23 protein-coding genes and 2 pseudogenes are annotated in these 26338 nt (G+C 62.3%); 13 read left to right on the plus strand and 12 right to left on the minus strand.

The features are described 5' to 3' along the window. Positions 1 to 128 precede the first annotated feature (128 nt). Complete coding sequence (locus OKB81_RS00515) at positions 129 to 1145, minus strand: zinc-binding alcohol dehydrogenase family protein (RefSeq protein ID WP_270661835.1); 1017 nt, start codon at positions 1143 to 1145, stop codon at positions 129 to 131. Positions 1146 to 1245: 100 nt separating this feature from the next. Between OKB81_RS00515 and OKB81_RS00520 the strand changes: the two genes are divergently transcribed. Beyond that, positions 1246 to 2118 (plus strand): LysR family transcriptional regulator, encoded by an 873-nt coding sequence (locus OKB81_RS00520; protein ID WP_160838468.1) that lies wholly within the window; start codon positions 1246 to 1248, stop codon positions 2116 to 2118. Here the strand turns inward: OKB81_RS00520 and OKB81_RS00525 are convergent, their stop codons facing one another. The 11 genes and pseudogenes from OKB81_RS00525 to OKB81_RS00575 all read right to left on the minus strand — a co-directional run bounded on the left by OKB81_RS00525 (position 2119) and on the right by OKB81_RS00575 (position 13681). Beyond that, positions 2119 to 3543 carry a PTS transporter subunit EIIC gene (locus OKB81_RS00525; RefSeq protein ID WP_270661834.1) on the minus strand — a complete coding sequence of 475 codons (1425 nt, stop codon included), beginning with the start codon at positions 3541 to 3543 and terminating at the stop codon, positions 2119 to 2121. An 87-nt stretch (positions 3544 to 3630) separates the two neighbouring features. Next, entirely contained in the window at positions 3631 to 5088 is a 1458-nt protein-coding gene (gene panF / locus OKB81_RS00530) for a sodium/pantothenate symporter (protein WP_160838472.1), read from the minus strand. After that, positions 5078 to 5326, minus strand: a complete 249-nt coding sequence (locus OKB81_RS00535) for a YhdT family protein (protein WP_039040309.1) — start codon at positions 5324 to 5326, stop codon at positions 5078 to 5080. The genes panF and OKB81_RS00535 overlap by 11 nt, the downstream gene beginning before the upstream one ends. A 269-nt stretch (positions 5327 to 5595) precedes the next feature. Further along, the gene (gene accC / locus OKB81_RS00540) at positions 5596 to 6936 is read right to left on the minus strand and encodes an acetyl-CoA carboxylase biotin carboxylase subunit (RefSeq protein WP_010675406.1); all 1341 of its coding nucleotides are present in this window, start codon (positions 6934 to 6936) and stop codon (positions 5596 to 5598) included. 15 nt (positions 6937 to 6951) lie between these two features. After that, positions 6952 to 7413 (minus strand): acetyl-CoA carboxylase biotin carboxyl carrier protein, encoded by a 462-nt coding sequence (gene accB / locus OKB81_RS00545; RefSeq protein ID WP_010675405.1) that lies wholly within the window; start codon positions 7411 to 7413, stop codon positions 6952 to 6954. Positions 7414 to 7449: 36 nt separating this feature from the next. Then, a complete protein-coding gene (gene aroQ, locus OKB81_RS00550) occupies positions 7450 to 7899 on the minus strand; it encodes a type II 3-dehydroquinate dehydratase (protein WP_039040307.1) in 450 nt (149 codons plus the stop codon). A gap of 283 nt (positions 7900 to 8182) precedes the next feature. After that, positions 8183 to 10129: an acetate--CoA ligase gene (gene acs / locus OKB81_RS00555; RefSeq protein ID WP_048207056.1), complete on the minus strand. Its 1947-nt coding sequence runs from the start codon at positions 10127 to 10129 to the stop codon at positions 8183 to 8185. A gap of 175 nt (positions 10130 to 10304) precedes the next feature. Further along, positions 10305 to 12032 (minus strand): annotated as a pseudogene (locus OKB81_RS00560) (sensor domain-containing protein); the annotation flags it as partial. Positions 12033 to 12198: 166 nt separating this feature from the next. After that, positions 12199 to 12567: a hypothetical protein gene (locus tag OKB81_RS00565; protein ID WP_270661832.1), complete on the minus strand. Its 369-nt coding sequence runs from the start codon at positions 12565 to 12567 to the stop codon at positions 12199 to 12201. A 7-nt stretch (positions 12568 to 12574) separates the two neighbouring features. Continuing rightward, positions 12575 to 13243: a molecular chaperone TorD gene (gene torD / locus OKB81_RS00570; RefSeq protein WP_270661831.1), complete on the minus strand. Its 669-nt coding sequence runs from the start codon at positions 13241 to 13243 to the stop codon at positions 12575 to 12577. A 150-nt stretch (positions 13244 to 13393) separates the two neighbouring features. Beyond that, positions 13394 to 13681, minus strand: a complete 288-nt coding sequence (locus tag OKB81_RS00575) for a hypothetical protein (protein WP_042883236.1) — start codon at positions 13679 to 13681, stop codon at positions 13394 to 13396. A gap of 341 nt (positions 13682 to 14022) precedes the next feature. Between OKB81_RS00575 and glyA the strand changes: the two genes are divergently transcribed. The 12 genes and pseudogenes from glyA to OKB81_RS00635 all read left to right on the plus strand — a co-directional run bounded on the left by glyA (position 14023) and on the right by OKB81_RS00635 (position 26245). Next, entirely contained in the window at positions 14023 to 15276 is a 1254-nt protein-coding gene (gene glyA / locus OKB81_RS00580; RefSeq protein WP_010675397.1) for a serine hydroxymethyltransferase, read from the plus strand. Between the two features lie 87 nt (positions 15277 to 15363). Next, positions 15364 to 15798, plus strand: a pseudogene (locus OKB81_RS00585) (hypothetical protein). Positions 15799 to 15932: 134 nt separating this feature from the next. After that, positions 15933 to 16382: a transcriptional regulator NrdR gene (nrdR, locus tag OKB81_RS00590; RefSeq protein WP_010675395.1), complete on the plus strand. Its 450-nt coding sequence runs from the start codon at positions 15933 to 15935 to the stop codon at positions 16380 to 16382. Positions 16383 to 16659: 277 nt separating this feature from the next. Next, positions 16660 to 17769: a bifunctional diaminohydroxyphosphoribosylaminopyrimidine deaminase/5-amino-6-(5-phosphoribosylamino)uracil reductase RibD gene (gene ribD, locus OKB81_RS00595; protein WP_270805090.1), complete on the plus strand. Its 1110-nt coding sequence runs from the start codon at positions 16660 to 16662 to the stop codon at positions 17767 to 17769. A 55-nt stretch (positions 17770 to 17824) separates the two neighbouring features. Then, entirely contained in the window at positions 17825 to 18478 is a 654-nt protein-coding gene (locus tag OKB81_RS00600) for a riboflavin synthase (RefSeq protein ID WP_039040359.1), read from the plus strand. Between the two features lie 137 nt (positions 18479 to 18615). Then, on the plus strand, positions 18616 to 19725 hold the full coding sequence (gene ribBA / locus OKB81_RS00605) for a bifunctional 3,4-dihydroxy-2-butanone-4-phosphate synthase/GTP cyclohydrolase II (RefSeq protein WP_039040299.1): 1110 nt from the start codon (positions 18616 to 18618) through the stop codon (positions 19723 to 19725). Between the two features lie 132 nt (positions 19726 to 19857). Beyond that, positions 19858 to 20328 carry a 6,7-dimethyl-8-ribityllumazine synthase gene (ribH, locus tag OKB81_RS00610; protein WP_010675391.1) on the plus strand — a complete coding sequence of 157 codons (471 nt, stop codon included), beginning with the start codon at positions 19858 to 19860 and terminating at the stop codon, positions 20326 to 20328. A gap of 14 nt (positions 20329 to 20342) precedes the next feature. Further along, positions 20343 to 20756, plus strand: coding sequence for a transcription antitermination factor NusB (gene nusB, locus OKB81_RS00615; RefSeq protein WP_010675390.1), 414 nt, complete (start codon positions 20343 to 20345; stop codon positions 20754 to 20756). Positions 20757 to 20813: 57 nt separating this feature from the next. Further along, positions 20814 to 21773 carry a thiamine-phosphate kinase gene (gene thiL / locus OKB81_RS00620; protein ID WP_160837303.1) on the plus strand — a complete coding sequence of 320 codons (960 nt, stop codon included), beginning with the start codon at positions 20814 to 20816 and terminating at the stop codon, positions 21771 to 21773. Beyond that, on the plus strand, positions 21770 to 22258 hold the full coding sequence (locus OKB81_RS00625) for a phosphatidylglycerophosphatase A family protein (protein WP_043153244.1): 489 nt from the start codon (positions 21770 to 21772) through the stop codon (positions 22256 to 22258). Before thiL ends, OKB81_RS00625 begins: the two co-directional genes overlap by 4 nt. A 647-nt stretch (positions 22259 to 22905) precedes the next feature. Next, entirely contained in the window at positions 22906 to 24630 is a 1725-nt protein-coding gene (locus OKB81_RS00630) for a dipeptide ABC transporter ATP-binding protein (protein ID WP_010675387.1), read from the plus strand. 58 nt (positions 24631 to 24688) lie between these two features. Further along, the gene (locus OKB81_RS00635) at positions 24689 to 26245 is read left to right on the plus strand and encodes an ABC transporter substrate-binding protein (RefSeq protein ID WP_010675386.1); all 1557 of its coding nucleotides are present in this window, start codon (positions 24689 to 24691) and stop codon (positions 26243 to 26245) included. Positions 26246 to 26338 lie beyond the last annotated feature (93 nt).

The raw sequence follows: 26338 nt of genomic DNA on the forward strand, positions 1-26338 counted from the left end.
CAGGGACAAAGGTCACCTGCGGGGCTGTGCACTCTTGGGGCTTGTCACTGGTGATTTCACCCCATGATGGTGCATTTATTTACCTACAAGGGAATAGGCTGGACGGTAAGGCCCGCTTGGGCTGCGCCTCAGCGATGGAAACCGCTCATGTCGATCACCAGCTTGCCCACCATGCGACCCGCTTCCAGCTCGGCATGAGCCCGGGCCAGGGTGAGGGGCGTCAGTTCGGGTACCACCTTGCTGAGGGTGGTCTTGAGCACCCCTTCATCGATCAGGGCCGCGACCCGGCCGAGCAGGTTGTGCTGCTCGATCATGTCCGGGGTCTGGAACAGGGAGCGGGTAAACATGAACTCCTGGCTGAAGGTGACGCTCTTGGGTTTGAGCAGACCCAGATCCCAGGGGTCACTGGACTCGGCGATGGTGCAGATGTGACCAAACGGACGGATGAGGCTGGCCATGGTGTTCCAGTGCTGCTCGGTGGCGTTGGTGCAGAAGATGGCATCCACCTCGCTGATGCCGAGAGCCTTGAGCTCCGCCTGCAGATGGTGATGGCTCACCACCTGGTGGGCCCCCATGTCCAGGCACCACTCCCGTGTTTCGGGGCGCGATGCGGTGGCGATCACCTCCATGCCGGTAAGCTGGCGGGCCAGCTGGATGGCGATGGAACCGACCCCGCCGGCGCCCCCGATGATCAGCAGTCGCCCGGTGCTTTCGCGGGTGAGGCTCATGCGCTCGAACAGGGTTTCCCAGGCGGTGATGGCGGTGAGCGGCAGGGCGGCGGCTTCCAGATCGGTCAGGGTGACTGGGGCGATGGCGGCAATGCGTTCGTCCACCAGTTGCAGGGCGCTGTTGCTGCCCGGGCGGCTGATGTCGCCGGCATACCAGACCCTGTCACCGGCCTTGAACAGGGTAACGTCGCTACCGACGGCGATCACCTCGCCCACGGCGTCCCAGCCCAGCACGCGGGGGCTGCTTTCGACCTTGTCCTTGGGTGCGCGTACCTTGGTGTCGACCGGATTGATGGAGGTGGCGTTGACCCGTACCAGCAGATCCCGCGGGCCCGGTGCCGGATCGGGTAGATCGCTCTCGATGAAGCAGTGGGGGTGGTTGCTTGGCAGATAGTGAGTCAGGGCGATGGCTTTCATGGCTTTTCCTTTCAAATAGCAGTGTTCGGGATTGCCACTCACTCTAGTCTGGATGATTATCAAGATTAAGATGGGTAATTGGTAAAGACTGTTTGAATATATGAACAATGTCGAACTGGAGTTGATGGGGCTGTTCGCCACCGTGGTGGAGCAGGGGAGCTTCACCGGGGCGGCCGAGGTGCTCGGTATGCCCAAGTCCTCGGTGAGCCAGAAGATCTCGCGCCTCGAATCCCGGCTCGGGGTGAGGTTGCTGCAACGCACCACCCGCAGGCTCAGCCTGACGCCCCAGGGGGAGGTCTATGTGGCCCATTGTCAGGAGCTGCTGGCACTGGCGCGCAGCGCCAATCTGGCGATGGCGCGGTTGCGCGCGGCTCCTGGAGGGCGGGTGCGGATCACTGCTCCCGAAGCCACGGGAACCTTGCTGCTTGGTCGGATACTGGCCGAATTTCGCGCCCTCTACCCCGAGGTGGTGCTGGAGCTGACCCTTTGCGATGAACAGCTGGATCTGGTGGGGGAAGGTTACGATCTGGCGCTGCGGGCGGCGCCGCTGAAAGATTCCAGCCTCATCTGCCGGCGCATCGGCCAGGTGGCGCGCCATCTGGTGGCATCTCCCGGTTACCTGGCGGCCAACGGGACGCCGCTCCAACTCTCGGAGCTGGCCGGACACGCCTGCCTGGTACATGGCTCCTTGCCGGTGTGGCCATTGCAGGAGGGGGGCTGGCGCCCTCGCGGGGCCTGCCAGAGCAACAGCCTGTTGGCGCTGCGGGAGCTGGCACTCCATGACGGGGGGATTGGCCTGCTGCCGGCCCATGTCTGCGGCGACGATCTGGCGGCGGGGCGACTGCTCAAGGTGCTGCCGGATCTCCTGGTTCCGGTGAACCCCTTCTATCTCATCTACCCGAGCCGGGAACACCTGGCCCCCGCCCTTCGCAGCCTGATGGACTTCGTGGCCGAGCGTCTTCCCTTTGCCTGATCACTGGTGCTGGCTAAGGGGAGCCTGAGCCGGTTCGAGACCGAGCGGGACCGACTGGCGTTCCGCCAGCATGCGGATCTGCCCTTCGATGAGGCCGGCATGGGGGCCGAGCACCAGCACCAGCTGATGTTCGTTCAGCACGACCCAGGAGAGGCAGCCCAGTCTGGCCAGGCAGGATTGATCCACCAGGGCCATGTCGCGAACTCGCAGGCTGAGGCGGGTCAGGCAGACGCTCATGGCCTGCAGGTTGTCCATGCCCCCCAGCATCTTGAGGTACTGGATAGCCAGCATCTGGGGATCGGTGGGGGCCACGGTCGCGAGCCGGGAGAGATCCTCGGCGATGGGCTTGCCCGGCAGACTGAGGGGAGCGTGTTCCAGCAGCCGGGAGAAGAGCAGGGCATAGACGACGAAGAAGAGGATGCCCAGGGGGATGAGCCAGAAGCTGTGCAGACCGGCGTGGTAGCTCAGCACCAGGTCCAGCAATCCGGCAGAAAAGTAGCTGCCCACCTGGATGTCGAGCCCGCTGCAGATGGCCAGCGACAGCCCGGTCAGCAGGGCATGGGCCAGAAACAGCCAGGGTGCGGTGAAGGCAAACAGGAACTCGATGGGCTCCGTGATGCCCACCAGTGCCGAGGTGAGCGCCAGGGTGAGCAGCAGCCCCCCCTGGGGCAGCTGCTGCATCCGCTGGCGATGGATCCAGATGGCAAAACAGGCGCCGGGCAGGCCGAACATGATGACCGGATAGAGCCCGGCCACATAGCCTTCATGCAGTGGCTGGGCGGTCGAGAGGGCTTGCAGGTTGCTCTCCCCGAGCCCGATGAGGCTGCCCAGCACCTGGTGCAGACCGAGGGGGATCAGCAGCCGGTTCAGCACGCCGTAGCAGAAGGCGCCAAATGGCGTGGTGAGCAGATCGGAGGCGAGCAGGGTGAGCCCCTGTTCCAGCAGCGGCCAGAGGATGGAGAGGGGGATCACCAGCAGCAGGCAGGCCAGCGCCGAGAGCAACATGCCCGGCAGATCTTCCTGCAGGGGGCGCAACCAGCCCGGCAGCCGCAGAGCGCGGGCCCGGGAGCAGACCATGGCGGTGACGAGCCCGGCCAGCAGGCCGCAGATCATGTCCGCATGCAGCCCGGGCACCAGGGTGCCCAGCGCCGAGCTCAGCAGCAGGAAGTTGACCGCACCGGCGAGCGCCTGAGCTCCTTGCCCCTGGCGACTCAACCCGAAGGCAATGGCCACCGCATAGATGAGCGGCATCTGGCTGAAGAGGGCGCGACCGGCGAGGGAGAGCACGGCGAGATCCAGCACGTCCGGTTGGCCGAGCCGGTGGAGCAGGGCGGCCAGGGGCAGGATTGAGACGGGCAGCAACAGGGCATAGCCGAGGCGCTGCAGGGACTGGGTCAGGATCTTTCTGGCGTTCTGGACTGTCATGGGGGCACGGTATTTGTGACGTGGCGCACATTTTACCCGTGAGCCCCCATTTGGGAATAGGCGAGCCTTCCTTTATTGATCCTTTTCTTAATTTTGATCAAACAATCGACGGACACGCTGATCCGGGGCCGGAGTGAGCAGGCTGGCCAGGACAAAGGCCGCCAGGCCAAGGGCCAGGCTTGGGACGATGGCGTGCAGACCGGCCAGCTTGATCCCCCACTGGCTCAAGGTACCGTAACAGAGGATGCCGCAGACCATGCTGGCGAGGGCTCCCGGGCCGTTGGCCCTGGACCAGTAGAGGCCGAGCACCAGGGGCCAGAGGAAGACCGCCTGCAGGCCGCCGAAGGCGAGCAGGTTGAGCCAGATGATCATCTCGGGGGGCTGGAGCGCCGCCAGCAGTACCAGGGTACCCAGGATCAGGGTGCAGAGCAGGGAGAGGCGCGGCACCCGGACCTCAAGCTTCTCCTGCCTGGGGTTGAGGTAATTGAGGTAGAGATCTTTCACCAGGGTGGCGGAGGCCTGGATCAGCTGGGAGTCGATGGTGGACATGATGGCCGCCATGGGGGCGGCCAGGAAGACCCCGGCCAGCCAGGGGGGGAGCACCTCCATCATCAGGGAGGGCATGATCTTGTCCGGGCTGTCCATGCCGGGCAGGATGGCGCGGCCCAGCGCCCCGGCCAGGTGCATGCCGAACATCAGCAGGGCGCAGACGATGGTGCCGATGAGGATGCCCCGGTGCAGCGCCTTGCTGTCCCGGTAGCCAAAGCAGCGCAGCGCCGAGTGGGGCAAGCCCACCACCCCGATGCAGACCAGCACCCAGAAGCTCAGCATGAAGGGCTGGGTCAGCATGTCGCCGGCCCCCTGGGGGCTCACCAGCTTGGGATCTATCTCCTTGAGCTGGTGGACAAGATTCGGCAACCCGTCACCGGCGATGAGGATGCCCGCCAGCAGGGCGCCAGTGCCGATGAGCATCACAATGCCCTGCAGGGCATCCGTCATCACCACGGCGCGAAAGCCGCCGATCACCGTGTAGAGCAGCACGCAACTGGCAAACAGGAAGAGCCCCTGCTGATAGCTGAGGCCGGTCGCCGTTTCCAGCAGGCGGGCGCCGCCGATGAACTGCACCACCATGGTGGCGATGAAGGCGAGGATGATGGTGACTGAACCCAGCACGACCACCGCCCTGCTCTGGTAGCGGGCCCACAGCATGTCGTTGATGGTCACCGCGTTGACCCGGCGGGCGATGATGGCGAACTTCTTGCCAAGCACCCCCAGGGTGAGCCAGACGGTGGGCAGCTGGATCATCGCCAGTAGCACCCAGCCGAGGCCGACCTTGTAGGCGGCACCCGGCCCGCCGATGAAGGACGATGCAGAGGTATAAGTGGCCACCAGGGTCATGGCGAGCACCAGCCCCCCCATGCTGCGGTTGCCGATGAAGTACTCCTGCATGAAGTTGCCGCCGGTCCGGTGGCGACTGGCCCAGAAACCGACCCCCAGTACCAGCACCAGGTAGATGCAGAGCGGCAGCATCAGCTCAAGATTCATGGGGTGGTACCTCGCTATCCAGGGGAATATCGACGAACAGGCGATCCACCATGAGGGCGCAGAGGCCGATGAACAGCAGGGGCATCAGGATGCAACTGAGCAGGAACCAGAGAGGCAGGTCCCACAGCTCGAGATCCTCGGGGATGAAATAAGCCGAGCCATACCAGGCGACAAAGTAGAGCAGGGTCAGCAGCAGGCAGAAGGCTGCTTCCCGACGGGCGAGTGCGAAACGGTTCACTGTGGCCTCCGACGAGTGAGCGGGGCGCAAGAATAACAAAAAAGGGCCATGTCGCCATGGCCCTTTTTTACGTTGGCGATCCGGGTGGATCGTGCAATTTCCCGATGAAAGGGGTCTTTGCAGACCCGACTTCTTGTGCAGGTAGTGGCTGTTCTGTGTTGCCACCGTGCTCAATGGGTCGGGCCTCAAGCCATTACAGACCCGACTTCTTGTGCAGGTGGTGGCTGTTCTGTGCTGCCACCGTGCTCAATGGGTCGGGCCTCAAGCCATTACAGACCCAACTTCTTGTGCAGGTAGTGGATGTTAGTGCCACCGTGCTGGAAGTTTTCGTCCTTCATGATCTCTTTTTGCAGGGCGATGTTGGTCTTGATCCCTTCCACCACCAGCTCGTCGAGGGAGTGACGCATGCGGGCGATGGCCACGTCGCGGTTCTCCCCGTAGCAGATCAGCTTGCCGATCATGGAGTCGTAGTAGGGGGGGACCTTGTAACCCGCATAGATGTGGGATTCCCAGCGCACGCCCAGGCCGCCCGGCGCGTGGAAGCGCTGGATGAGACCGGGAGAGGGCAGGAAGGTGGCCGGATCTTCGGCATTGATCCGGCACTCGATGGCGTGGCCACGGATGCGGATGTCCTGCTGGGTGATCGACAGGGGCTGACCGGCGGCAATGCGCAGCTGCTCCTTGATGAGGTCGACGCCGGTGACCATCTCGGTGACCGGATGCTCCACCTGGATACGGGTGTTCATCTCGATGAAATAGAACTCGCCGTTCTCGTACAGGAACTCGAAGGTACCCGCACCGCGGTAGCCGATCTCGAGACAGGCGCGCACACAGCGCTCACCGATGAACTTGCGCATCTCGTCGGTGATGCCGGGGGCCGGCGCCTCTTCCACGACCTTCTGGTGACGGCGCTGCATGGAGCAGTCCCGCTCACCCAGATAGAGGGCGGTACCCTGACCGTCAGCCAGCACCTGGATCTCGATGTGGCGCGGGTTCTCCAGGTACTTCTCCATGTAGACCATGTCGTTCTTGAAGAACTGGCCCGCTTCGGATTTGGTCAGCGCGATGGCGGAGGCCAGTTCGGCCTCGTTGCGCACCACGCGCATGCCGCGACCACCACCGCCACCGGCGGCCTTGATGATCACCGGATACCCGATCCGCTTGGCGATGGCGGCGTTGCGCTTGGCATCGTTGTCCACCGGGCCGTCGGAGCCGGGTACGCAGGGCACGCCCGCCTTCTTCATCGCCTCGATGGCGGAGACCTTGTCACCCATCAGGCGAATGGTCTCGGCGCGCGGACCGATGAAGATGAAGCCGGATTTCTCGACCACTTCGGCGAAGTCGGCATTCTCGGAGAGGAAGCCGTAGCCCGGGTGGATGGCGACGGCACCGGTTACCTCGGCGGCGGCGATGATGGCCGGCACATTGAGGTAGGACTCACCGCTGGCAGGTTTGCCGATGCAGATGGTTTCGTCCGCCAGGAGCACATGCTTGAGCTCCCGATCGGCAGTGGAGTGAACGGCCACTGTCTTGATCCCGAGCTCTTTGCAGGCGCGCAGGATCCGCAGGGCAATTTCACCGCGGTTGGCGATGACTACTTTGTCCAACATGGGTGGCATTTTCCCTTATTCGATGATGAACAGCGGCTCGTCAAACTCGACGGCCTGACCATTTTCAACCAGGATCGCTTTGATCACGCCGGCCTTGTCAGACTCGATTTGGTTCATCATTTTCATGGCTTCGACGATGCACAGGGTGTCGCCGACATTGACGTGCTGACCGACTTCCACGAACGGCTTGGCTTCCGGGCTGGAGGAGCGGTAGAAGGAGCCCACCATGGGGGAGCGCATCAGATGACCGCTCGGGGCGGCATCGGCAGCAGGCGCAGCGGCTGCTGCCGGAGCAGCGGCAACCGGTGCGGCAACCTGAGCTGCGGCCTGGGGCATGATCATCTGCGGGGCAACGCTAACCTGGCCGGAGAAATTACGGCTGATGCGAACGGACTCTTCCCCTTCGGAGATTTCCAGCTCGGCGATGCCGGACTCTTCAACCAGTTCAATCAGCTTCTTGATTTTGCGGATATCCATTAGCATTCTCTTTCTTCTTTATCTGATCAGTGATTATCAAGCCGCGCGCAACTGATGCACGGCCGCGGTTAAAGCGAATTGGTAACCATCGGCACCCAACCCGCAGATCACCCCCTTGGCGACATCAGACAGATAGGAGTGATGACGGAAGGGCTCCCTGGCATGAACGTTTGACAGGTGAACCTCGATAAAGGGGATGGCCACACCCAGCAGGGCATCGCGCAGGGCAACGCTGGTATGGGTGAAGGCGGCGGGATTGATGATGATGAAATCCACCTGGCCCATGGCCTGATGGATGCGGCCGATCAGCTCGTGCTCGGCATTGGATTGCAGATGTTCCAGGGTGACACCGAGTTCGCTGGCGCTGCGCGTCAGATCGGCGACGATCTCATCGAGCGTCTTGCTGCCGTAGATTCCCGGTTCCCGCTTGCCCAGCAGATTCAGATTGGGGCCGTTAAGCAGGAGGATTCGGTGATGTTGCGACATATTGAGTACATCCTCGATGATTATGCTGCTATCTATCAGCTATCTTTGGACTACCAAAAATCTAGCCAATTTTTGCACAAATCGGTGTGCCCTGACACACAGATTTCGCAATTATATTGATTTCGTGAAAATTAGCAGCATTTTACTGGTCTAATCTCTACATCTGGCTATTTATTGGTCTGGTTTGCCCGCAAGCCCTGCCTGCTACCGAACTCTGCCTTGTCCGGATCCCGAAGACAACAAAGCCGGCACGTGGCCGGCTCTGTTGACGTGGGGAAGAGACTCACGCCGCTTCCGACTTCTCGCGGATCAGCTTGTCCACGACCCCCGGATCCGCCAGGGTGGAGATATCCCCCAGGCTGTCGGTTTCGCCGGTGGCGATCTTGCGCAAGATACGGCGCATGATCTTGCCGGATCGGGTCTTGGGCAGCCCTTCGGCCCAGTGGATCACGTCCGGGGTCGCGATGGCGCCAATCTCCTTGCGCACCCACTCCTTCACTTCCTTGTGCAGCTCGCGGCTCGGCTCTTCCCCGGCGATCAGGGTGACATAGGCGTAGATGCCCTGTCCCTTGATCTCGTGGGGAACACCCACCACCGCCGCTTCGGCGATCTTCGGATGGGCCACCAGAGCGGACTCGATTTCGGCGGTGCCCATGCGGTGGCCGGAGACGTTGAGTACATCATCCACCCGGCCGGTGATCCAGTAGTAGCCGTCCTCGTCGCGACGGGCACCGTCGCCGGTGAAGTAGCGACCCGGGAAGGTGGAGAAGTAGGTCTGCTCGAAGCGCTCGTGATCGCCGAACACGGTACGCATCTGGCCGGGCCAGGAGTCGGTGATCACCAGGTTACCCTCGGTGGCGCCCTCCAGCGGCTCACCCAGGTTGTCCACCAGAGCAGGCTGTACTCCGAAGAAGGGACGGGTGGCCGAGCCGGGCTTGAGGGCGGTGACGCCGGGCAGCGGAGTGATGAGGATGCCGCCGGTCTCGGTCTGCCACCAGGTGTCGACGATGGGGCAGCGCTCGTCGCCGATGGTGCGGTAGTACCACTCCCAGGCTTCCGGGTTGATGGGTTCACCCACCGACCCCATGATGCGCAGGCTGGTGCGGGAAGTGCCTTCGACAGCCTCCTTGCCCTTGGCCATCAGTGCACGAATGGCGGTGGGGGCGGTATAGAGGATGGTGACCTGATGCTTGTCCACCACCTGGCTCATGCGGTTGGTGGCCGGGTAGTTGGGCACCCCTTCGAACATGACGGTGGTGGCGCCGTTGGCCAGTGGCCCGTAGACCAGATAGGAGTGACCGGTGACCCAGCCCACGTCGGCGGTACACCAGTAGATGTCCTCTTCGTGGTAATCGAACACGTATTTGAAGGTGAGGGCGGCATAGACCAGATAGCCGCCCGTGGTGTGCAGCACACCCTTGGGTTTGCCGGTGGAGCCGGAGGTGTAGAGCACGAACAGGGGATCTTCGGCGCCCATGGCTTCGGGCGGACAATCCGGGCTGGCGGCGTTGACCGCGTCATGCCACCAGATGTCTCTGTGATCGTGCCAGGCCACGTTGCCACCGGTGCGCTTGAGGACGATCACCTTGCTGACCTTGGTATCCGGGTGGGTAAGGGCCTCATCCACGTTCTTCTTGAGGGGGATGGGGCGACCGCCTCGCAACCCCTCATCGGCGGTGATGACGACGGAGGCGCCGGAGTCGATGATGCGGCCCGAGAGCGCCTCCGGCGAGAAGCCGCCGAAGACGATGCTGTGCACGGCCCCGATGCGGGTACAGGCCAGCATGGCGATGGCCGCCTCCGGCACCATGGGCATATAAAGGCAGACCATGTGGCCACGCTTGACCCCCTGGGCTTTGAGCACGTTGGCAAACTTGCATACTTCGGCGTGCAGTTCGCGATAGGTGATCTTGCGATCTTCGGCCGGGTTGTCCCCTTCCCAGATGATGGCGACCTTGTCGCCGCGCTCGCTCAGATGGCGATCCAGGCAGTTGGCCGAGACGTTGAGCAGGCCATCCTCATACCACTTGATGGAGACGTGGCCCGGATCGTAGGAGGTGTTCTTGACGCGGGTGTAGGGGGTCATCCAGTCGAGGATCTTGCCCTGCTCCCCCCAGAAGGCGTCCGGATCCTGCACCGACGCCTGATACATGGCTTCATAACCTTCCTTGTCCAGCAGGGCGCCGTTGCCGATGTGGGCCTTGACCGGGTAGACCTTGCTCTCGCTCATCTCTCACTCCTGTGAATACATTTTCTTAGTGATTGAGTAACAACTTATACCTTTGGTTCCCGAGGGCAATTAGACTTTTGGATAGCGACGAAGATAGCGCGCGGGAAGCCATGATGATGAAGCAGAAGGGAGCCATGGGCTCCCTTCTTTGCTTGCGTGGTGGCGCGGCCAAGGCTCAATGGCGGAGGGGGAGCAGGGGAGGCAGGTGGGGTTCTGGCAGGGGATGGCTGAACAGGTAGCCCTGTCCCTCCTCGCAACGCAGGGATTGCAGGAACTGGCGCTGGGGCTGGGTTTCTATGCCTTCCGCCGTGACGGCCATGCCGAGGGAGCTGGCCAGCTGGACTATGGTACGGCACAGCTCGCGGCTGTGCTTGTCGTCGGGCAACGCCTGGACGAAGGCCCTGTCTATCTTGATGCGATCGATGGGCAGGCTCCTGAGCAGGCTCAGGGAGGAGAAACCGGTGCCGAAGTCGTCGATGGCGATCTGTACCCCCAGCGCCTTGAGACGGGTGAAGAGCCGCAGACTGTGATCCACGCTCTGGATGATGCTCTCGGTCACCTCGATCTCCAGCCGCTCGGCAGGAAAACCGGTCTCGGCCAGAATGGATGTCACCCGCTCCACGTAGTCGTGGGAGCGCATCTCCCTGACCGACACATTGACCGAGAGCCTGGGCACGGCGCGCCCTTCGGCCAGCCACTGCTGCCCTTGCCGGCAGGCGGTGCGCATCACCCATTCGCCCAGCGGTTCGATGAGACCGCACTCCTCTGCCACCGGAATGAAACGGTCCGGGGATATGATGCCAAGGCTGGGATGCTGCCAGCGGATCAGGGCCTCCAGGCCGCTGAGATGACCATCCGCCAGATCCGTCATGGGTTGGTAGAGCAGGCGAAACTGTTGCTGCTCAATGGCCTTGAGCAGACCCTGCTCCAGCAGCATCCGCTCCCTGGTCTGTGCCGTCATGTCGGGGGAGTGGAACAGATAGCCGTTGCGGCCACGGCGCTTGGCTTCATGCATGGCGTTGTCCGCCGCGCTGATGAGGCTGTCCGGGGTCTGGCCATGCTCCGGATAGAGGGAGACGCCGATGCTGGCGGAGAGCCTCACCCGCTCCTGGCCGATGTCGGCGGGATCGTGCAGCCTGCGTTGCAACCCCTCGATGAGACCCAGCAGATCCTGGGTCTCCCTGATGGCGGGCAGCAACACCAGAAATTCGTCTGCCCCCAGCCGGATGGCGATGTCTCCGGGGCGCAGACAGTGGCGAATGCGGTCTGCCGACAGCTTGAGCAGCAGATCGCCGGCACTGTGCCCCAGGTTGTCGTTGATGAGCTTGAAGCCGTCGAGATCGATGAACAGCAGCGCCAGGACGTGGTGGTTCACCCTGGCCGTCTCTATCTCCAGGGTGAGGCGCTCTTGCAGCAGATGGCGATTGCCGAGATCGGTGAGGGGATCGTAATAGGAGAGGTGCTGCAAGCGGGCTTCGGCCTGATAGAGACGCAGTGCATGGCGGTGGGTCATCTCCTGCAGGCCGGGTGACGCGGGTGCGTCGAGGTGGGGGCCTGTCTGCGCGGATTCCCTCATCACGAGGAAGATGCCGCTGAAGGAGCCGTCCTCATCCAGCACGGAGCTGACGCTCACTTGCCAGCGTGCCGGGGAGGCCGCGCGGGAGAGACCGACCATTTCCACCTCAAATGTGCATCGGGGGGGACCTTGCCGCAGTTGCTGAAACAGCGGGAGCAGCTGGGGAGTCTGGGCAGGGACAATGTCGAACAGCGTCTTGCCCGGGTGCTCTGCCCGCGCGAGGCCGGTCAGTTCGGCAAAGCGTCCGTTGACGTCGCGACACCTGAATTCGTGATCGAAGACCCCAATCCCGACGGGCGCCTGGGCGAACAGCTGTTGCAACTCGTGGGGAGAGAGCGGACCTGACAAATGCCGTGTCGGAACCGATTCGGGTAGCACTTTTTCCATGGAGGCTCCTGAATTGATTGCTTTGTCATTTTGACGACTGTGTCAGTATGGCAGGAAGTGTCAGGAGAGAAAGAAAGTGTGAGAAGGGTGTGAAATCAACGGGATGTCAGCCTTTCTGGCGGCCAAATGCCTGGATCCCGCGAACGAATACCAGCCAGCCCACCAGATGAAACGGCAACGCCATGGCGTAGAGCACCAGCCAGTGGCTCTCGGTGCCGCTGCTGTTGATGAAATCTGCCCAGGCGGCGAGCAGGGCCAGCATGCCCGCTATCTGGAAGCGGCGACGCAGCACCACTTCCACCCCGAGATTGGCGAGGTAGAGGGTCAGCAGGATGCCGGCAAAGCCGGTGAGCTGGGCGGTGCCGTAGAGCGCGCGGTCCGGGTTGAACAGCAGCGTCACGAGGGGAGTGGCGCCCTGATCCAGCGGGATCAGGGCCAGCAGCCAGCATGCGATAAGAAGCAGGGCTGTCTTCATGCCGGGCTCAGTCGGCGGACGGTGCCGGTTTGACCAGGGAGAGGTAGTTGGCGTCCATCTTGAGGAACACCCCCAGCAGGCGGGCACTGGCTCCGTAGAAGCCAAACGTGTCGGCGGCCCGGCAGGCCTGCTCGAAGCGCTCGAACCAGCCCAGCAGGTGACCGTGCAGCAGGGACTCCTGCTCGCCGAGCCACGCCTCGCGCTGGGCGGCGGTGGTCGACTCGGCGGCGCGGATGATGAGGCTGCCCATCAGGTCCAGCTCGATGGCCAGATGATCGGCAGGCTCATTGTATTTGTCGCTGACATTGATGCCGAGGCGATCGAGGCGTGCCTGCATCTCGGTCATGGGGGCCTGCATCAGCTGCTTGCCTTCGCCCCGGTAGAGGGATTCGTAGGGCAGGGCACCCTGCCCGGGAGCGCTCAGGAACAGGCCGGCGAAGTCGGCGGCCAGGGCCGTCTGGCGCTCGGGGCGCACCAGCAGGCGGGCGATGGCATCGTTGAGCTCGGCCACGGCTTCGCGCATGGGGTCGAGAGTAGAGAGGCTCTTCAAGAAGCTGCGCACGTCATAGGTGTCGTATTCAGCGATCTGTGCATCACTGAGTTCGGCAGCAAACAGGGTGGAAAACCACCAGTAAAGCTCGGCCCGGCGTTCGCTGGTCGCCATGAATTCCTGCATTTTTCCTCCGTGGATGACAATCGGGAGCCTTGATGGCCCCCGATTCTAACGACTTTAAAAATAAAGGAAACTCATGGGGCCTTTTGGCCGGATAGCGCCAGGAGAGGGGATCGCATTCGCGGGATCACCGTGGGCGACGAGGAGACCGACCTACTCCTCGACGCGATAGAGCACCTGCTTGCAACGGGGGCAGATGTGCTGGCGGCGGTAATCCACCTGGTGCACCAGGCCGACCTCCCGCTGCTGATGATGACCGCAATGGATGCAGAAGATGAGATCCCCGTCGGCGGCGCCGGGATGGGCCGCCAGGTACTGCTCCCGGGTGGGAAGTGTCTCCCAGTTGGCGGTGCAGGCACCCTTGCGGCTGGCGGTGTAGTAGACCCAGTAGAAGAGAGCGAAGACCGCGACAATCACGAACAGCATCAGATGATCCATCATGGCGTTTCCCCTTGTGTTCCGGGATGGCAGGGTGCGACACCCGCTCGTGCAGATGTCCCATGGCCTAAAGATGTTATCTGTTAGTAAATGCTATATCCATGATCTGGCTCTGGTTTCTATCGCCTTGCCCGGGAAGCAGGGACGATGGCTGGAGCCGGATTGCGGGTGTGGGGAGGTCGGGGGGATGAGCGAAGCCAGGGGGCGGGATTCGAAATTTGCGACGTATTTTACATTTTATAAACAATTTTTTGGGTGGTTGGACTGTCTCTTTGATCCAGCTCACGTTACAATGCGCGGGCCCACTTCACCTATCGCGCAAACGATTTTCAGGAGATAAACGGATGTTGAAACGTGACATGACCATCGCCGGCTATGATCCAGAGCTGTGGCAGGCCATCACAGACGAGACCCGTCGTCAGGAAGAGCACATCGAGCTGATTGCGTCCGAGAACTACACCAGCCCCCGCGTCATGGAAGCCCAGGGCTCCCAGTTGACCAACAAGTACGCCGAAGGCTACCCGGCCAAGCGTTACTACGGCGGTTGCGAGTATGTGGATGTGGTTGAAACCCTGGCCATCGAGCGCGCCAAAGAGCTGTTCGGTGCCACCTACGCCAACGTGCAGCCGCACTCCGGCTCCCAGGCCAACAGCGCCGTCTACATGGCCCTGCTGCAACCGGGCGACACCGTCCTCGGCATGAACCTGGCCCACGGCGGTCACCTGACCCACGGCTCCCCCGTCAACTTCTCCGGCAAGCTGTACAACATCATCCCCTACGGCATCGACGAGTCCGGCAAGATCGACTACGACGAGATGGAGCGCCTGGCCGTTGAGCACAAGCCGAAGATGATGATCGGCGGCTTCTCCGCCTACTCCGGCATCGTCGACTGGGCCCGCATGCGCGAAATCGCCGACAAGATCGGTGCTTACCTGTTCGTGGACATGGCCCACGTGGCCGGTCTGATTGCCGCCGGCGTCTACCCGAACCCGGTGCCCCATGCTCACGTGGTCACCTCCACCACTCACAAGACCCTGGCCGGTCCGCGCGGTGGTCTGATCCTCTCCGCCGCCGACGACGAAGATCTGTACAAGAAGCTGAACTCCGCCGTCTTCCCGGGTGGTCAGGGCGGCCCGCTGATGCACGTCATCGCCGGCAAGGCTGTGGCCTTCAAGGAAGCGCTGGAGCCCGAGTTCAAGACCTACCAGGCCCAGGTCGTGAAGAACGCCAAGGCCATGGCGGCGACCTTTATCGAGCGCGGCTACAAGATCGTCTCCGGCGGTACCGACAACCATCTGATGCTGGTTGACCTGATCGGTCGCGAGCTGACCGGCAAAGATGCCGATGCAGCCCTCGGCAAGGCCAACATCACCGTCAACAAGAACTCCGTACCGAACGACCCGCGTTCCCCGTTCGTGACCTCCGGCGTGCGTATCGGCACCCCGGCCATCACCCGCCGCGGCTTCAAGGAAGCCGAGTCCATCCAGTTGGCCAACTGGATCTGCGACGTGCTGGACAGCCACGACAACGAAGAAGTGCTGGCGACCGTGCGCGAGAAGGTGCTGGACATCTGCCGCCGCTTCCCGGTCTACGCATAATCAGCCTGACCTTCAGGTTGAAGACCAATGCCACCCTCGGGTGGCATTGTTTTTTGCAGCGCCTGGCAAGATGAGACAGAGGTGACCATGTGCAATGACATGGAAGAGGACGCGCTGGAGGCGTCACTGCGGTAGACGGTTCGCGCCCAGTACCACTTTCGCACCAGCGAACAGGGGCTGCTGGCCTGGGATGTGCGCCGCTTGATCCGGCTGAGCCGCAACCTGCCGGTGCAGGCGGTGGCACTCGGCGAGATTGCCGAGCTTGACCGCGACCACTGGTACGGCCATGGCGACGCCACGCCCACGGTGCGCAGCGTGGTGGCGCATTGCCAGCTCATGATGGCGGCGGATCTCGCCTATCCCATCCTGCTCGACAGCGCCGGTCGGGTGATGGATGGCATGCACCGGGTGGGCAAGGCGCTGATGCTGGGTCACAGCCATGTGGCTGCTCGCCGGTTCGCGGCGGATCCTGCCCCCGATTACCAGGATTGCGACCCCAAGGCGTTGCCCTATGACGACTGAGTCCTGCCCGAAGGTCTGGCTGGTTGTCCCTTGTTTTCATGGGCTTTTACCGGCTCTGGATGGCCGTGTTACACTGGCCGGCCTAGCGCCAGCCCCCGGGGCCCGCGCCCATTTTCATCCACGCCGGAGGTCAGATGCATTGCCCTTTCTGTAGTGCCGTTGATACCAAGGTGATCGATTCCCGTCTGGTGGCCGAGGGCCATCAGGTGCGCCGCCGTCGCGAATGCCTGCTCTGTCACGAGCGTTTTACCACCTTCGAAATGGCCGAACTGGTCATGCCCCGCGTCATCAAGTCCAATGGCTCCCGCGAGCCCTTCAACGAAGACAAGCTGCGTGCCGGCATTCTGCGGGCGCTGGAGAAGCGGCCGGTGAGCATGGAGGCCATCGAGAAGGCGGTCAACCACATCAAGTCCCGCCTGCGGGCCACCGGTGAGCGGGAGGTGGCCTCCCAGCTGGTGGGCAATCTGGTGATGGATGAGCTCAAGAGCCTGGACAAGGTGGCCTACATCCGCTTTGCCTCCGTCTACCGCAGCTTTGAAGACATTCGCGAATTCGGGGAAGAGATCGCCAAGCTGGAGAAGTAACGTCGGCCTGTCGCTCCTTATGTGAATAAGAGAGGGGCTGCCGTTGCGGCAGCGCCAGTTGTTACACCAGTGAGACATCCAGATAGCGCATCGTTGCACTGGTGAAAAAGTATGAGGGCGTGCGGCCGCATCCTGCGATGTGTGTGCCCGTCGCCATGGCGTCAGATGCCATGGCCGATCTGCCCGATAAGGCGTGCTGCAAGCGCGTACACCCTATTTTCTTGTCCCATCGGATGGCCGTGCCACGGGGGACAGGTTGCTGGACACAGGAGCCCGGATGTTTAGTCAAGACGATTACCAATGGATGAGCCGGGCCCTCGAACTGGCCCGGCGCGGCCGTTACACCACGGCTCCCAACCCCTGCGTCGGCGCCGTGCTGGTGAAGGCCGGCGTGGTGGTGGGGGAGGGCTGGCACAAGCGGGCCGGTGAGCCCCATGCCGAGGTCTATGCCCTGCACGCGGCAGGGGAAGAGGCCCGCGGTGCCACCGCCTATGTGACCCTGGAGCCCTGCTCCCATCATGGTCGCACGCTGCCCTGCGCCGAGGCGCTCATCAAGGCCGGGGTGACCCGGGTGGTGGCTGCCATGGTGGATCCCAATCCCCAGGTGGGCGGGCGCGGCCTGCGGATGCTCTCCGAGGCGGGGATCAAGACCGATTTCGGCCTGCTGGCCGCGGAAGCCGAGGCCCTCAATCCCGGTTTCTTCAAGCGGATGCGCACCGCGTTTCCGCTGGTGACGGTCAAGCTGGGGGCGAGCCTGGATGGTCGCACCGCCATGGCGAGTGGCGAGAGCCAGTGGATCACCTCTCCGGAGGCGCGCCGGGACGTGCAGCGGCTGCGGGCCCGTCACGATGCAGTCCTCTCCAGCGCCGAAACCGTGCTGGCGGATGGCGCCTCCCTCACCGTGCGCTGGGACGATCTGCCCCCCTCGGTCAAGGCGGTCTATCCCAAAGAGACCCTGCGCCAGCCACTGCGGGTCATCGTGGATTCGCAAAACCGGCTCACCCCGGATCTGCCCCTGTTCCAGAGCGAGAGCCCGGTACTGCTGGCCCGCCACAAGGCATCCGGTGAGTGGCCCGCCTGGGTGCAGCAGTTGGAAGTGCCGCTGCTGGATGGCAAGCTGGATCTGGTCAGTCTGTTCATGCTGCTGGCCAAACAGAACGTCAACTCGGTACTGGTGGAGGCGGGGCCACGGCTGTGCGGCGCCCTGCTGGAGAAGGGGCTGGTGGACGAGCTTGTGCTCTATCAGGCGCCCAAACTGATGGGGGATGAGGGGCGCGGCCTGTTCCATCTGCCGGGGCTGACCCGGCTGTTCCAGGCCCCCAAACTCAACCTCAAGGATGTGCGCATGCTTGGCCAGGATATTCGCATCACTGCGAAAATAGCCTGATTTTTCAATGTTCACGGGGGCATCCGTCGCCCCCGTCATCAGCAAGGTGATCTGCATGTTTACCGGAATTATCGAAGCGGTGGGAACCCTGGCCGAGCTGCGTCGCCAGGGGGAGGACATGGCCCTCACCGTGCACGCGCCGACCCTGGACTTCAGTGACGTCAAGCTGGGCGACTCCATCGCCACCAACGGCGTCTGTCTCACCGTGGTGGCGCTCGGGGATCACAGCTACACCGCCGACGTCTCCCTGGAAACCCTCTCCCGCACCGGTTTTTCTGCCGCCAAGGTGGGAGATCCGGTCAACCTCGAGAAGGCGTTGATGCCCACTTCCCGCCTCGGCGGCCACCTGGTCTCCGGCCACGTGGACGGCATCGGCGAGGTGAAGAGCAAATCGTCCAGCGGCCGCGCCATCGAATACTGGATCAAGGCGCCGGGGGAGCTCTCGCGCTACATCGCCGAGAAGGGCTCCATTGCGGTGGATGGCATCAGCCTCACCGTCAATGCGGTTCAGGGGGATCTGTTCCGGCTGACCATTGTGCCCCACACCGCCCAGGAGACCACCATCGCCCGCTGGAAACCCGGCTACCGGGTCAATCTCGAGGTGGACCAGATAGCCCGCTATCTGGAGCGGCTGATGACGGGCAAGCGCGAGGAGAGCAGTGCCTCTACCCTGACCCTGGAAAAGCTGGCCCAGTCCGGATTCTTGTGAGCCGTTTTGACGGGAAAACGCGGTTCTGTGATCCCGCGCGGATTGAAACGGGGCCGCGTGCCCCCATCTAGAGCACAATACGCAGTATCAAGTCGAGCCGACTGGCTCAATCCCCAAGCATGTTGATGGAGTAGCCCATGGCGCTGAGCACGACCCAGGAAATCATTGCCGATATCAAGGCTGGCAAGATGGTGATCCTGATGGATGACGAAGACAGGGAGAACGAAGGGGACCTGATCATGGCCGCCTCCTGTGTCCGCCCGGAAGACATCAACTTCATGGCGCGCTACGGTCGTGGCCTCATCTGCCTGACCCTGACCCGGGATCGCTGCAAGCAGCTGGCGCTGCCGCTGATGGTCGATCGCAACAATGCCCAGTTCTCCACCGCCTTCACCGTCTCCATCGAGGCGGCGGAAGGGGTGACCACTGGCATCTCCGCCGCCGACCGCGCCGTCACTGTACAGGCCGCGGTGGCGCCCCATGCCAAGGCCGCCGATCTGGTGCAGCCCGGCCACATCTTCCCGCTGATGGCGCAGGATGGCGGTGTGCTGACCCGCGCCGGCCACACCGAAGCGGGCTGCGATCTGGCCCGGCTGGCCGGCTTCGAGCCTGCCTCCGTCATCGTCGAGATCCTCAACGAAGACGGCACCATGGCCCGGCGCCCGGATCTCGAGATCTTCGCCGAGCAGCACGGCATCAAGCTCGGCACCATCGCCGACCTTATCGAATACCGCAACCAGCACGAGACCACGGTAGAGAAAGTGGCCGAGTGCAAGTTGCCCACCGAATACGGCGAGTTCGACCTCGTCACCTTCCGCGACACCATCGACAACCAGGTGCACTTCGCCCTGAAGAAAGGGGACGTGAAGGCCGACCAGCCGACCCTGGTACGGGTGCACCTGCACGACGTGCTGAGCGATCTGCTGCTCACCGACCGCCACAGCGCCCGCAGCTGGCCGCTGCCCAAATCCATGGCCCGCATCGCCGACGAGGGCGGGGTGCTGGTGATCCTGGGGGCGGAAGCCCATGGCGCCGAGCTGCTGGCCAGGGTCAAGGGTTTTGAAGCCGCCGACAAGGGGCTGGCACCGGAAGGGGCCAAGTGGCAGGGCACCTCGCGCCGGGTCGGGGTCGGTTCCCAGATCCTCAAGGCGCTGGGGGTCGGCAAGATGCGCCTGTTGAGCTCCCCCAAGAAGTACCATGCCCTCGGTGGCTTTGGTCTGGAAGTGGTGGAGTACGTCGGCGAGTAAGCGCTGCGTATGGTTGAATTCATCACCATGGCCGCCCGTTGCGGCCATGGTTTTTGTCGCGGCTCTGTTGTGCTAGAATGCGTGCACTTTTGAGCCCGGCCCCTAATTGATTGCACAGAGACAGGATTTCCAATGAAGATTATCGAAGGAAATATCGCCGCTCCCGAGGCGCGTGTTGCTATTGTCGTTGCCCGTTTCAACAGCTTCATCAATGACAGCCTGGTGAACGGCGCGCTGGACGTGCTGAAGCGTCAAGGTCAGGTCCAGGAGAGCAATCTGACCCTGGTGCGCGTACCGGGGGCCGTCGAAATTCCCCTGGCGGCCAAGAAGCTGGCCAAGAGCGGTCAATACGACGCCATCGTCGCACTCGGCACCGTCATCCGCGGCGGTACCTACCACTTCGAACTGGTAGCGAGCGAGAACGGCAAGGGTCTGGCCCAGGTGATGATGGAATACGACATTCCCGTTGCCTTCGGCGTGCTGACCACCGAAAACATTGAACAAGCCATCGAACGCGCCGGTACCAAGGCGGGTAACAAGGGTGCAGAGGCTGCACTGAGCGCGCTCGAAATGATCAACGTCCTGAAACAACTGGACGTGTAACGAGGAGAAATGCATTGAAACCGTCCGAGCGCCGTAAGGCCCGCCATTGCGCCACCCAGGCCATCTACCAGTGGCAGATGACCCAGGCCAACGTGGGCGACATCGAAGAGCAGTTCAAGATCGATCAGGACACCAAGGGTGTGGACCTGAACTATTTCCGCGATCTGCTGTTCGGGGTAGCGGTCCACTGCAACGAGCTGGACAAGGTGTTCGCGCCTTTCCTCTCCCGTCCGCTGGAAGAAGTGGACATGGTGGACAAGGCGATCCTGCGTCTGGCGACCTACGAGCTGACCCGTCGTGAAGATGTGCCGCCACGCGTGGTGATCAACGAAGCGATCGAGCTGGCCAAAGCCTTCGCCGCCGATGACAGCCACAAGTTTGTCAACGGCGTCCTGGACAAGGTGATCAAGACGCTGCCCAAGCGTTGATCCTGCTGTCCGTCAGCAATTAAGAGAGGAGCCAGCTTATTGCTGGCTTTTTACTGTATGGGTGAATTTGAGCTGATTGAGAAGTACTTCAAGGCCCCCCACGCCCGCAAGGACGTGGTGATGGGCCCTGGAGATGACTGTGCCCTGCTGACCCTGCCCCCCGACGCCCAGTTGGCGGTGAGCACGGACACCCTGGTGAGCGGCGTGCACTTCTTCCCCGACATGGATCCGGTGGATCTCGGCTACAAGGCGCTGGCGGTCAATCTCTCCGATCTGGCCGCCATGGGGGCCGAGCCGCGCTGGGTCTCCCTGGCCCTGACCCTGCCCGCCATCAACGAGCGCTGGGTCGCCGGTTTCGCCGAAGGGTTCCTCGAGCTCGCCGAGTACTACAACGTGGCGCTGGTGGGGGGAGACATGACCCGCGGGCCCCTCTCCATCACCGTCTCGGTGAAAGGATCGGTCCCGGCAGGTCGCGCCCTGATGCGCAGCGGCGCCAAGGCCGGTGACGGGGTCTACGTGACCGGTACCCTGGGGGATGCCGCCCTGGCGCTCTCCCACCTGCTGGGCAAGCGCACCCTCAACGAGAACCAGCTGGCGGCCGTGCTGCCGCGCCTCGACCATCCCCATCCCCGCATCCTGGCCGGTCAGGCCCTGCGCGGGCTGGCCAGCAGCGCCCTGGATCTCTCCGACGGCCTGGCGTCTGATCTCGGCCACATCCTCAAGGCGTCCGGCGTGCGGGCCCAGATCGATCTCGATCTGCTGCCCCTCTCCCCCGTGTTGCAGGATGCGGTGCCGGCCATGGATGCCTGGCAGCTGGCCCTGGCCGGGGGCGACGACTACGAGCTCTGCTTCACCGTGCCCCAGGAGCATCACGGCGCCCTGGACACGGCGCTGGCCAATTGTGGCGTGAAGTTCACCCGCATCGGTCGCATCCTGGCCGGGGAGCCTGGCATCGACTACCTGCAGGACGAACAACCCGTCGAACTGCACCTCAAGGGCTGGGATCACTTCGCATGATGTCTTTCAAGATAAAGCCCGAACTGACGCGGCTGAACCTTAAAAACCCGCTCCACTTCCTTGCGGTTGGGTTTGGCTCCGGCCTCTCCCCCAAGGCGCCGGGCACCATGGGGACCCTGGCAGCCATCCCGCTCTATCTGTTGGTGAGCGGGCTGCCGACCTCCTGGTTCATCGTCCTGCTGGTGGTGGGTTTCGTGGCGGGCATCCGCATCTGCCAGAGCGCCACCGACGCCATCGGGATGCCGGATCACGGGGCTATCGTCTGGGACGAGGTCATCGGATTCGGGGTCACCATGATTGCGGCCCCGGCCGGCTGGGAGTGGGTGCTGGCGGGTTTCGTGCTGTTTCGCCTGTTCGACGTGCTCAAGCCCTGGCCCATCTCCTGGTTCGATCGCCGCATTCACGGCGGGCTTGGCATCATGCTGGACGATCTCATCGCCGGCCTGTTTGCCCTGGCCTGCATGCAACTGCTTGCCCACTGGTGAGGGGAGGCGGCTCCCGAACGCCCGTCTCGTTGTTTTTTCACTCATCTCCTCTTGCAAAGAGGTCGGATATACCGCACACGCAGGCCCTGAGGGGCCTGCGTTTTTTTGTATGCAATCCCTCCCGGCTTGCCGTGCCGGCGGGCCTGTGGCCCAGGTTGATCCTTCTGCATTGTCCCTATTTAGCTCTGCCTATTTTTCCTTACTCCAGATATGCTGCCGTCAAAAAATCATTTCACATAAATATTCACTACTCATTCGAAGCTGGCCAGCATAATGCTGATAGTGAATAAGATGGTTTGTTGCTATTTTGTTGAAACATAATTGGTTGATGGTCTCGCATTGCCAGCGTAATCTCTGGTAATGTGACTTTTATCGACATTTTAACCCCAGGGTGTCGGCATTCTCTGGGCAAAGTATTGCGAAATTGTATAACTGGATCATTTACACCCGCGGGCAAACCGACTAATTTACTCGCGGGTTATTCCAAAAAAATGCAAAAAACCCGCCCGGATCGCTGGTTTGGCTGCCTCATTGATTGAGCGTTAATTACACAACAACGGCTCTCGAGCAGTACCAAGGCACAACCAGCATCTGCGGCTGATTTACGGACGAATTATTTGGGACGGATGTCCCCCGCAGAGGTAACCATGTCCTTGCTTGAAGTAAAGAACTTGCGGATCGAGTACCCCTCCCGCTACGGGGTGCTTGCCGCGGTCAAGGATCTCTCTTTTTCTGTTGAAAAGGGCGAGATCGTCGGCGTCGTCGGTGAGTCCGGCGCTGGCAAATCCACCATCGGCAACGCCGTCATCGATCTGTTGAGCCCGCCCGGTCGCATCGCCCGTGGTGACATCTACCTCAACGGCGAGCTCATCTCCGGCAAGAGCCAGAACGAGATGCGGGCCATTCGCGGCTCGCGCATCGGTTTCATCTTCCAGGATCCCATGACCTCCCTCAACCCGCTGTTCACCGTGGAGCAGCAGCTGGTGGAGACCATCCTCGCCAACACCGACCTGTCTCGCGAGGCGGCCTTTGCCAAGGCCCTCGAGCTGATGGGGGCGGTGGGGATCCCGAACCCGGATGTGCGCATCAAGCAGTATCCTCACCAGTTCTCCGGTGGCATGCGCCAGCGGGTGGTGATCGCCATCGCCCTCTCCGGGGATCCCGAGCTCATCATCGCCGATGAGCCGACCACGGCGCTGGACGTCTCCATCCAGGATCAGATCCTCCAGCTCATCCGCAACCTGTGCAAAGAGCGCCAGGTCGGCTGCATGCTGGTGACCCATGACATGGGGGTGGTCTCCAACGTCACCGACAAGGTGGCGGTGATGTACCGCGGCGATCTGGTGGAGTTCGGCACCACCGAACAGGTGCTGGGCCGCCCCAATCACCCCTATACCCGCAGCCTCATCTCGGCGGTTCCCCGCTCGGATGTGAAGCTGGTGCGCTTCCCCCTGGTCTCCTATATCGAGGATGCCGGTGCGGCGGATACCAGCATCGATCTCAAGACCCACTGGCTCGGCCAGAGTCAGGACGAGCGCACCTATGAAGGCGCGCTGTTGCGGGTGGAGAACGTGGATCTGAAGTTCGTCACCAAGGATTCCATCTTCCCGAGCCGCCGCCAGTACGTGCGCGCCTGCAACAACATCAGCTTCGAGATCTTCGAGGGTGAGACCTTCGGTCTGGTGGGGGAGTCGGGCTCCGGCAAGTCCACCATCGCCCGTGCCATCACCGGGCTCTATCCGCCCGACACCGGCAAGATTGTCTTCGAGGGGATCGATCTCACCGCCCTGAAAGGGGAACACGAGCGTCGCCCCCTGCGCCGCCAGATGCAGATGGTGTTCCAGAACCCGTACTCTTCGATGAACCCGCGCATGAAGGTGCGTGACATCATCGCCGAGCCGATCCGCTTCCACCGCCTCGCCGAGAGCGAGCGGCAGATAGAGCAGATCGTCGGGGACCTGCTGGATCACGTGGGCCTGGGCCGCGGCGCCGGGGTCAAGTATCCCCATGAGTTCTCCGGTGGTCAGCGCCAGCGCATCTCCATTGCCCGCGCCCTGGCGACCCGCCCGCGCTTCCTCATCTGCGACGAGCCCACCTCGGCGCTGGATGTCTCGGTGCAGGCCCAGATCCTCAACCTGCTCAAAGACTTGCAACAGGAGCTTGGGCTCACCATGCTGTTCATCAGTCACGATCTGCCGGTCATCCGCCAGATGTGCGACCGCATCGGTGTGATGCAGCACGGTCATCTGGTGGAAGTGGCCGAGACCGAGAAACTGTTCACCAATGCCGAGCATGAGTACAGCCGCAAGCTGATCTCCCTCATGCCGGAATTCAAGGGAATGTCCCGCGAGGGGCTGGAAATCGCAAGCTAGGAAAGCACCGGTTCGCCGGTTTGTCTGTCAATAAAAAGCCAAAAGCATGGAGAAAGACATGAAGAAAGGATTATCCAAGATCGCCATGGCGCTGTTCGCCGCTGGTCTCGCGTTCAACGTTTCTGCTGCCGACATCAAGGTCGCCGTCGCGTCCGACGCCACCTCGCTGGACCCGCAGGAGCAGCTCTCCGGTCAGACCCTGGAGATGTCTCACCTGGTGTTTGACCCCCTGATGCGTTACACCCAGGATCTGCAGTTCGAGCCGCGTCTGGCCGAGAAGTATGAGCGCATCGACGACAAGACCGTCCGTTTCCACCTGCGCAAGGGTGTGAAGTTCCACTCCGGCAACGACTTCACCGCCGATGACGTGGTATGGACCGTCAACCGTCTGAAGGCCTCCCCGGACTTCAAGGCGATCTTCGACCCCATCGCCGAAGCCAAGAAGGTGGATGATTTCACCGTGGATCTCGTCACCGCCAAGCCGTTCCCGCTGGTACTGCAGACCGTCACCTACATCTTCCCGATGGACTCCAAGTTCTATAGCGGCAAGACCGAGGCGGGCAAGGACAAGGCCGAGATCGTGAAGAACGGTGACTCCTTCGCCTCCACCAATGTCTCCGGTACCGGTCCGTTCAGCGTCAAGTTCCGCGAGCAGGGCGTGAAGCTGGAATACGTGCGCAACGCCAACTACTGGGACAAGGCCTCCAAGGGCAACGTCGAAAACCTGACCGTGGTACCGATCAAGGAAGACGCCACCCGTGTTGCAGCCCTGCTGGGCGGCGACGTGGACATGATCTACCCGGTTGCCCCGAACGATCTGGAGCGCGTGAAGAACGGCAAGGATTCCCAGCTGGTCACCCTGTCCGGTACCCGTGCCATCATCATCGAGCTGAACCAGAACACCAACCCGGCGCTGAAAGACAAGCGCGTGCGTCAGGCGATCAACTACGCCATCAACCAGGTGGGCATCGTTGACAAGATCAACAAGGGCTTCGGTACCCCGGCCGGCCAGCTGAGCCCGAAAGGCTACGCAGGCTACAACGAGGCGCTCAAGCCCCAGTATGATCTGGCCAAGGCCAAGGAGCTGATGAAGGAAGCCGGTTACGAGAAGGGCTTCAAGATGAGCTTCATCTCCCCGGCTGCCCGCTACGTCAACGACGTCAAGATTGCCCAGGCCGTCTCCGCCATGCTGTCCAAGATCAACATCAAGGTGGATCTGAAGACCATGCCGGTGGCCCAGTACTGGCCGGAGTTTGACAAGTGCGCCGCTGACATGCAGCTGATCGGCTGGCACTCCGACACCGAAGACAGTGCGAACTTCTTCGAGTTCCTGACCTTCACCAAGGATGCCAAGACCGGCATGGGTCAGTACAACTGCGGCGGTTATGCCAACGCAGAAGCTGACAAGATGGTGATGGAAGCCAACACCGAGACCGATCCTGCCAAGCGTGCCGCCATCCTGCAGAAGGTGGAAGCCATGCTGATCGACGACGCTGCCTATGTGCCGCTGCACTGGGAAGACCTGGCCTACGGTGCCAAGAAGAACGTCGACATCAAGCCGGTGGTCAACGTGATGAACTTCCCTTATCTGGGTGACCTGGTGGTCAACAAGTAAGCGAAGCGTTTAAGGAAGGACCCGGCGGGGCACCCATGGTTGCCCCGCCATTAACAGAAGCCTGTGCCAAGACACAGGCCACGTAGAAGGACA

Origin of the sequence: Aeromonas sp. QDB56 (genome assembly GCF_027705505.1) — a bacterium.
Lineage (GTDB): Bacteria > Pseudomonadota > Gammaproteobacteria > Enterobacterales > Aeromonadaceae > Aeromonas > Aeromonas caviae.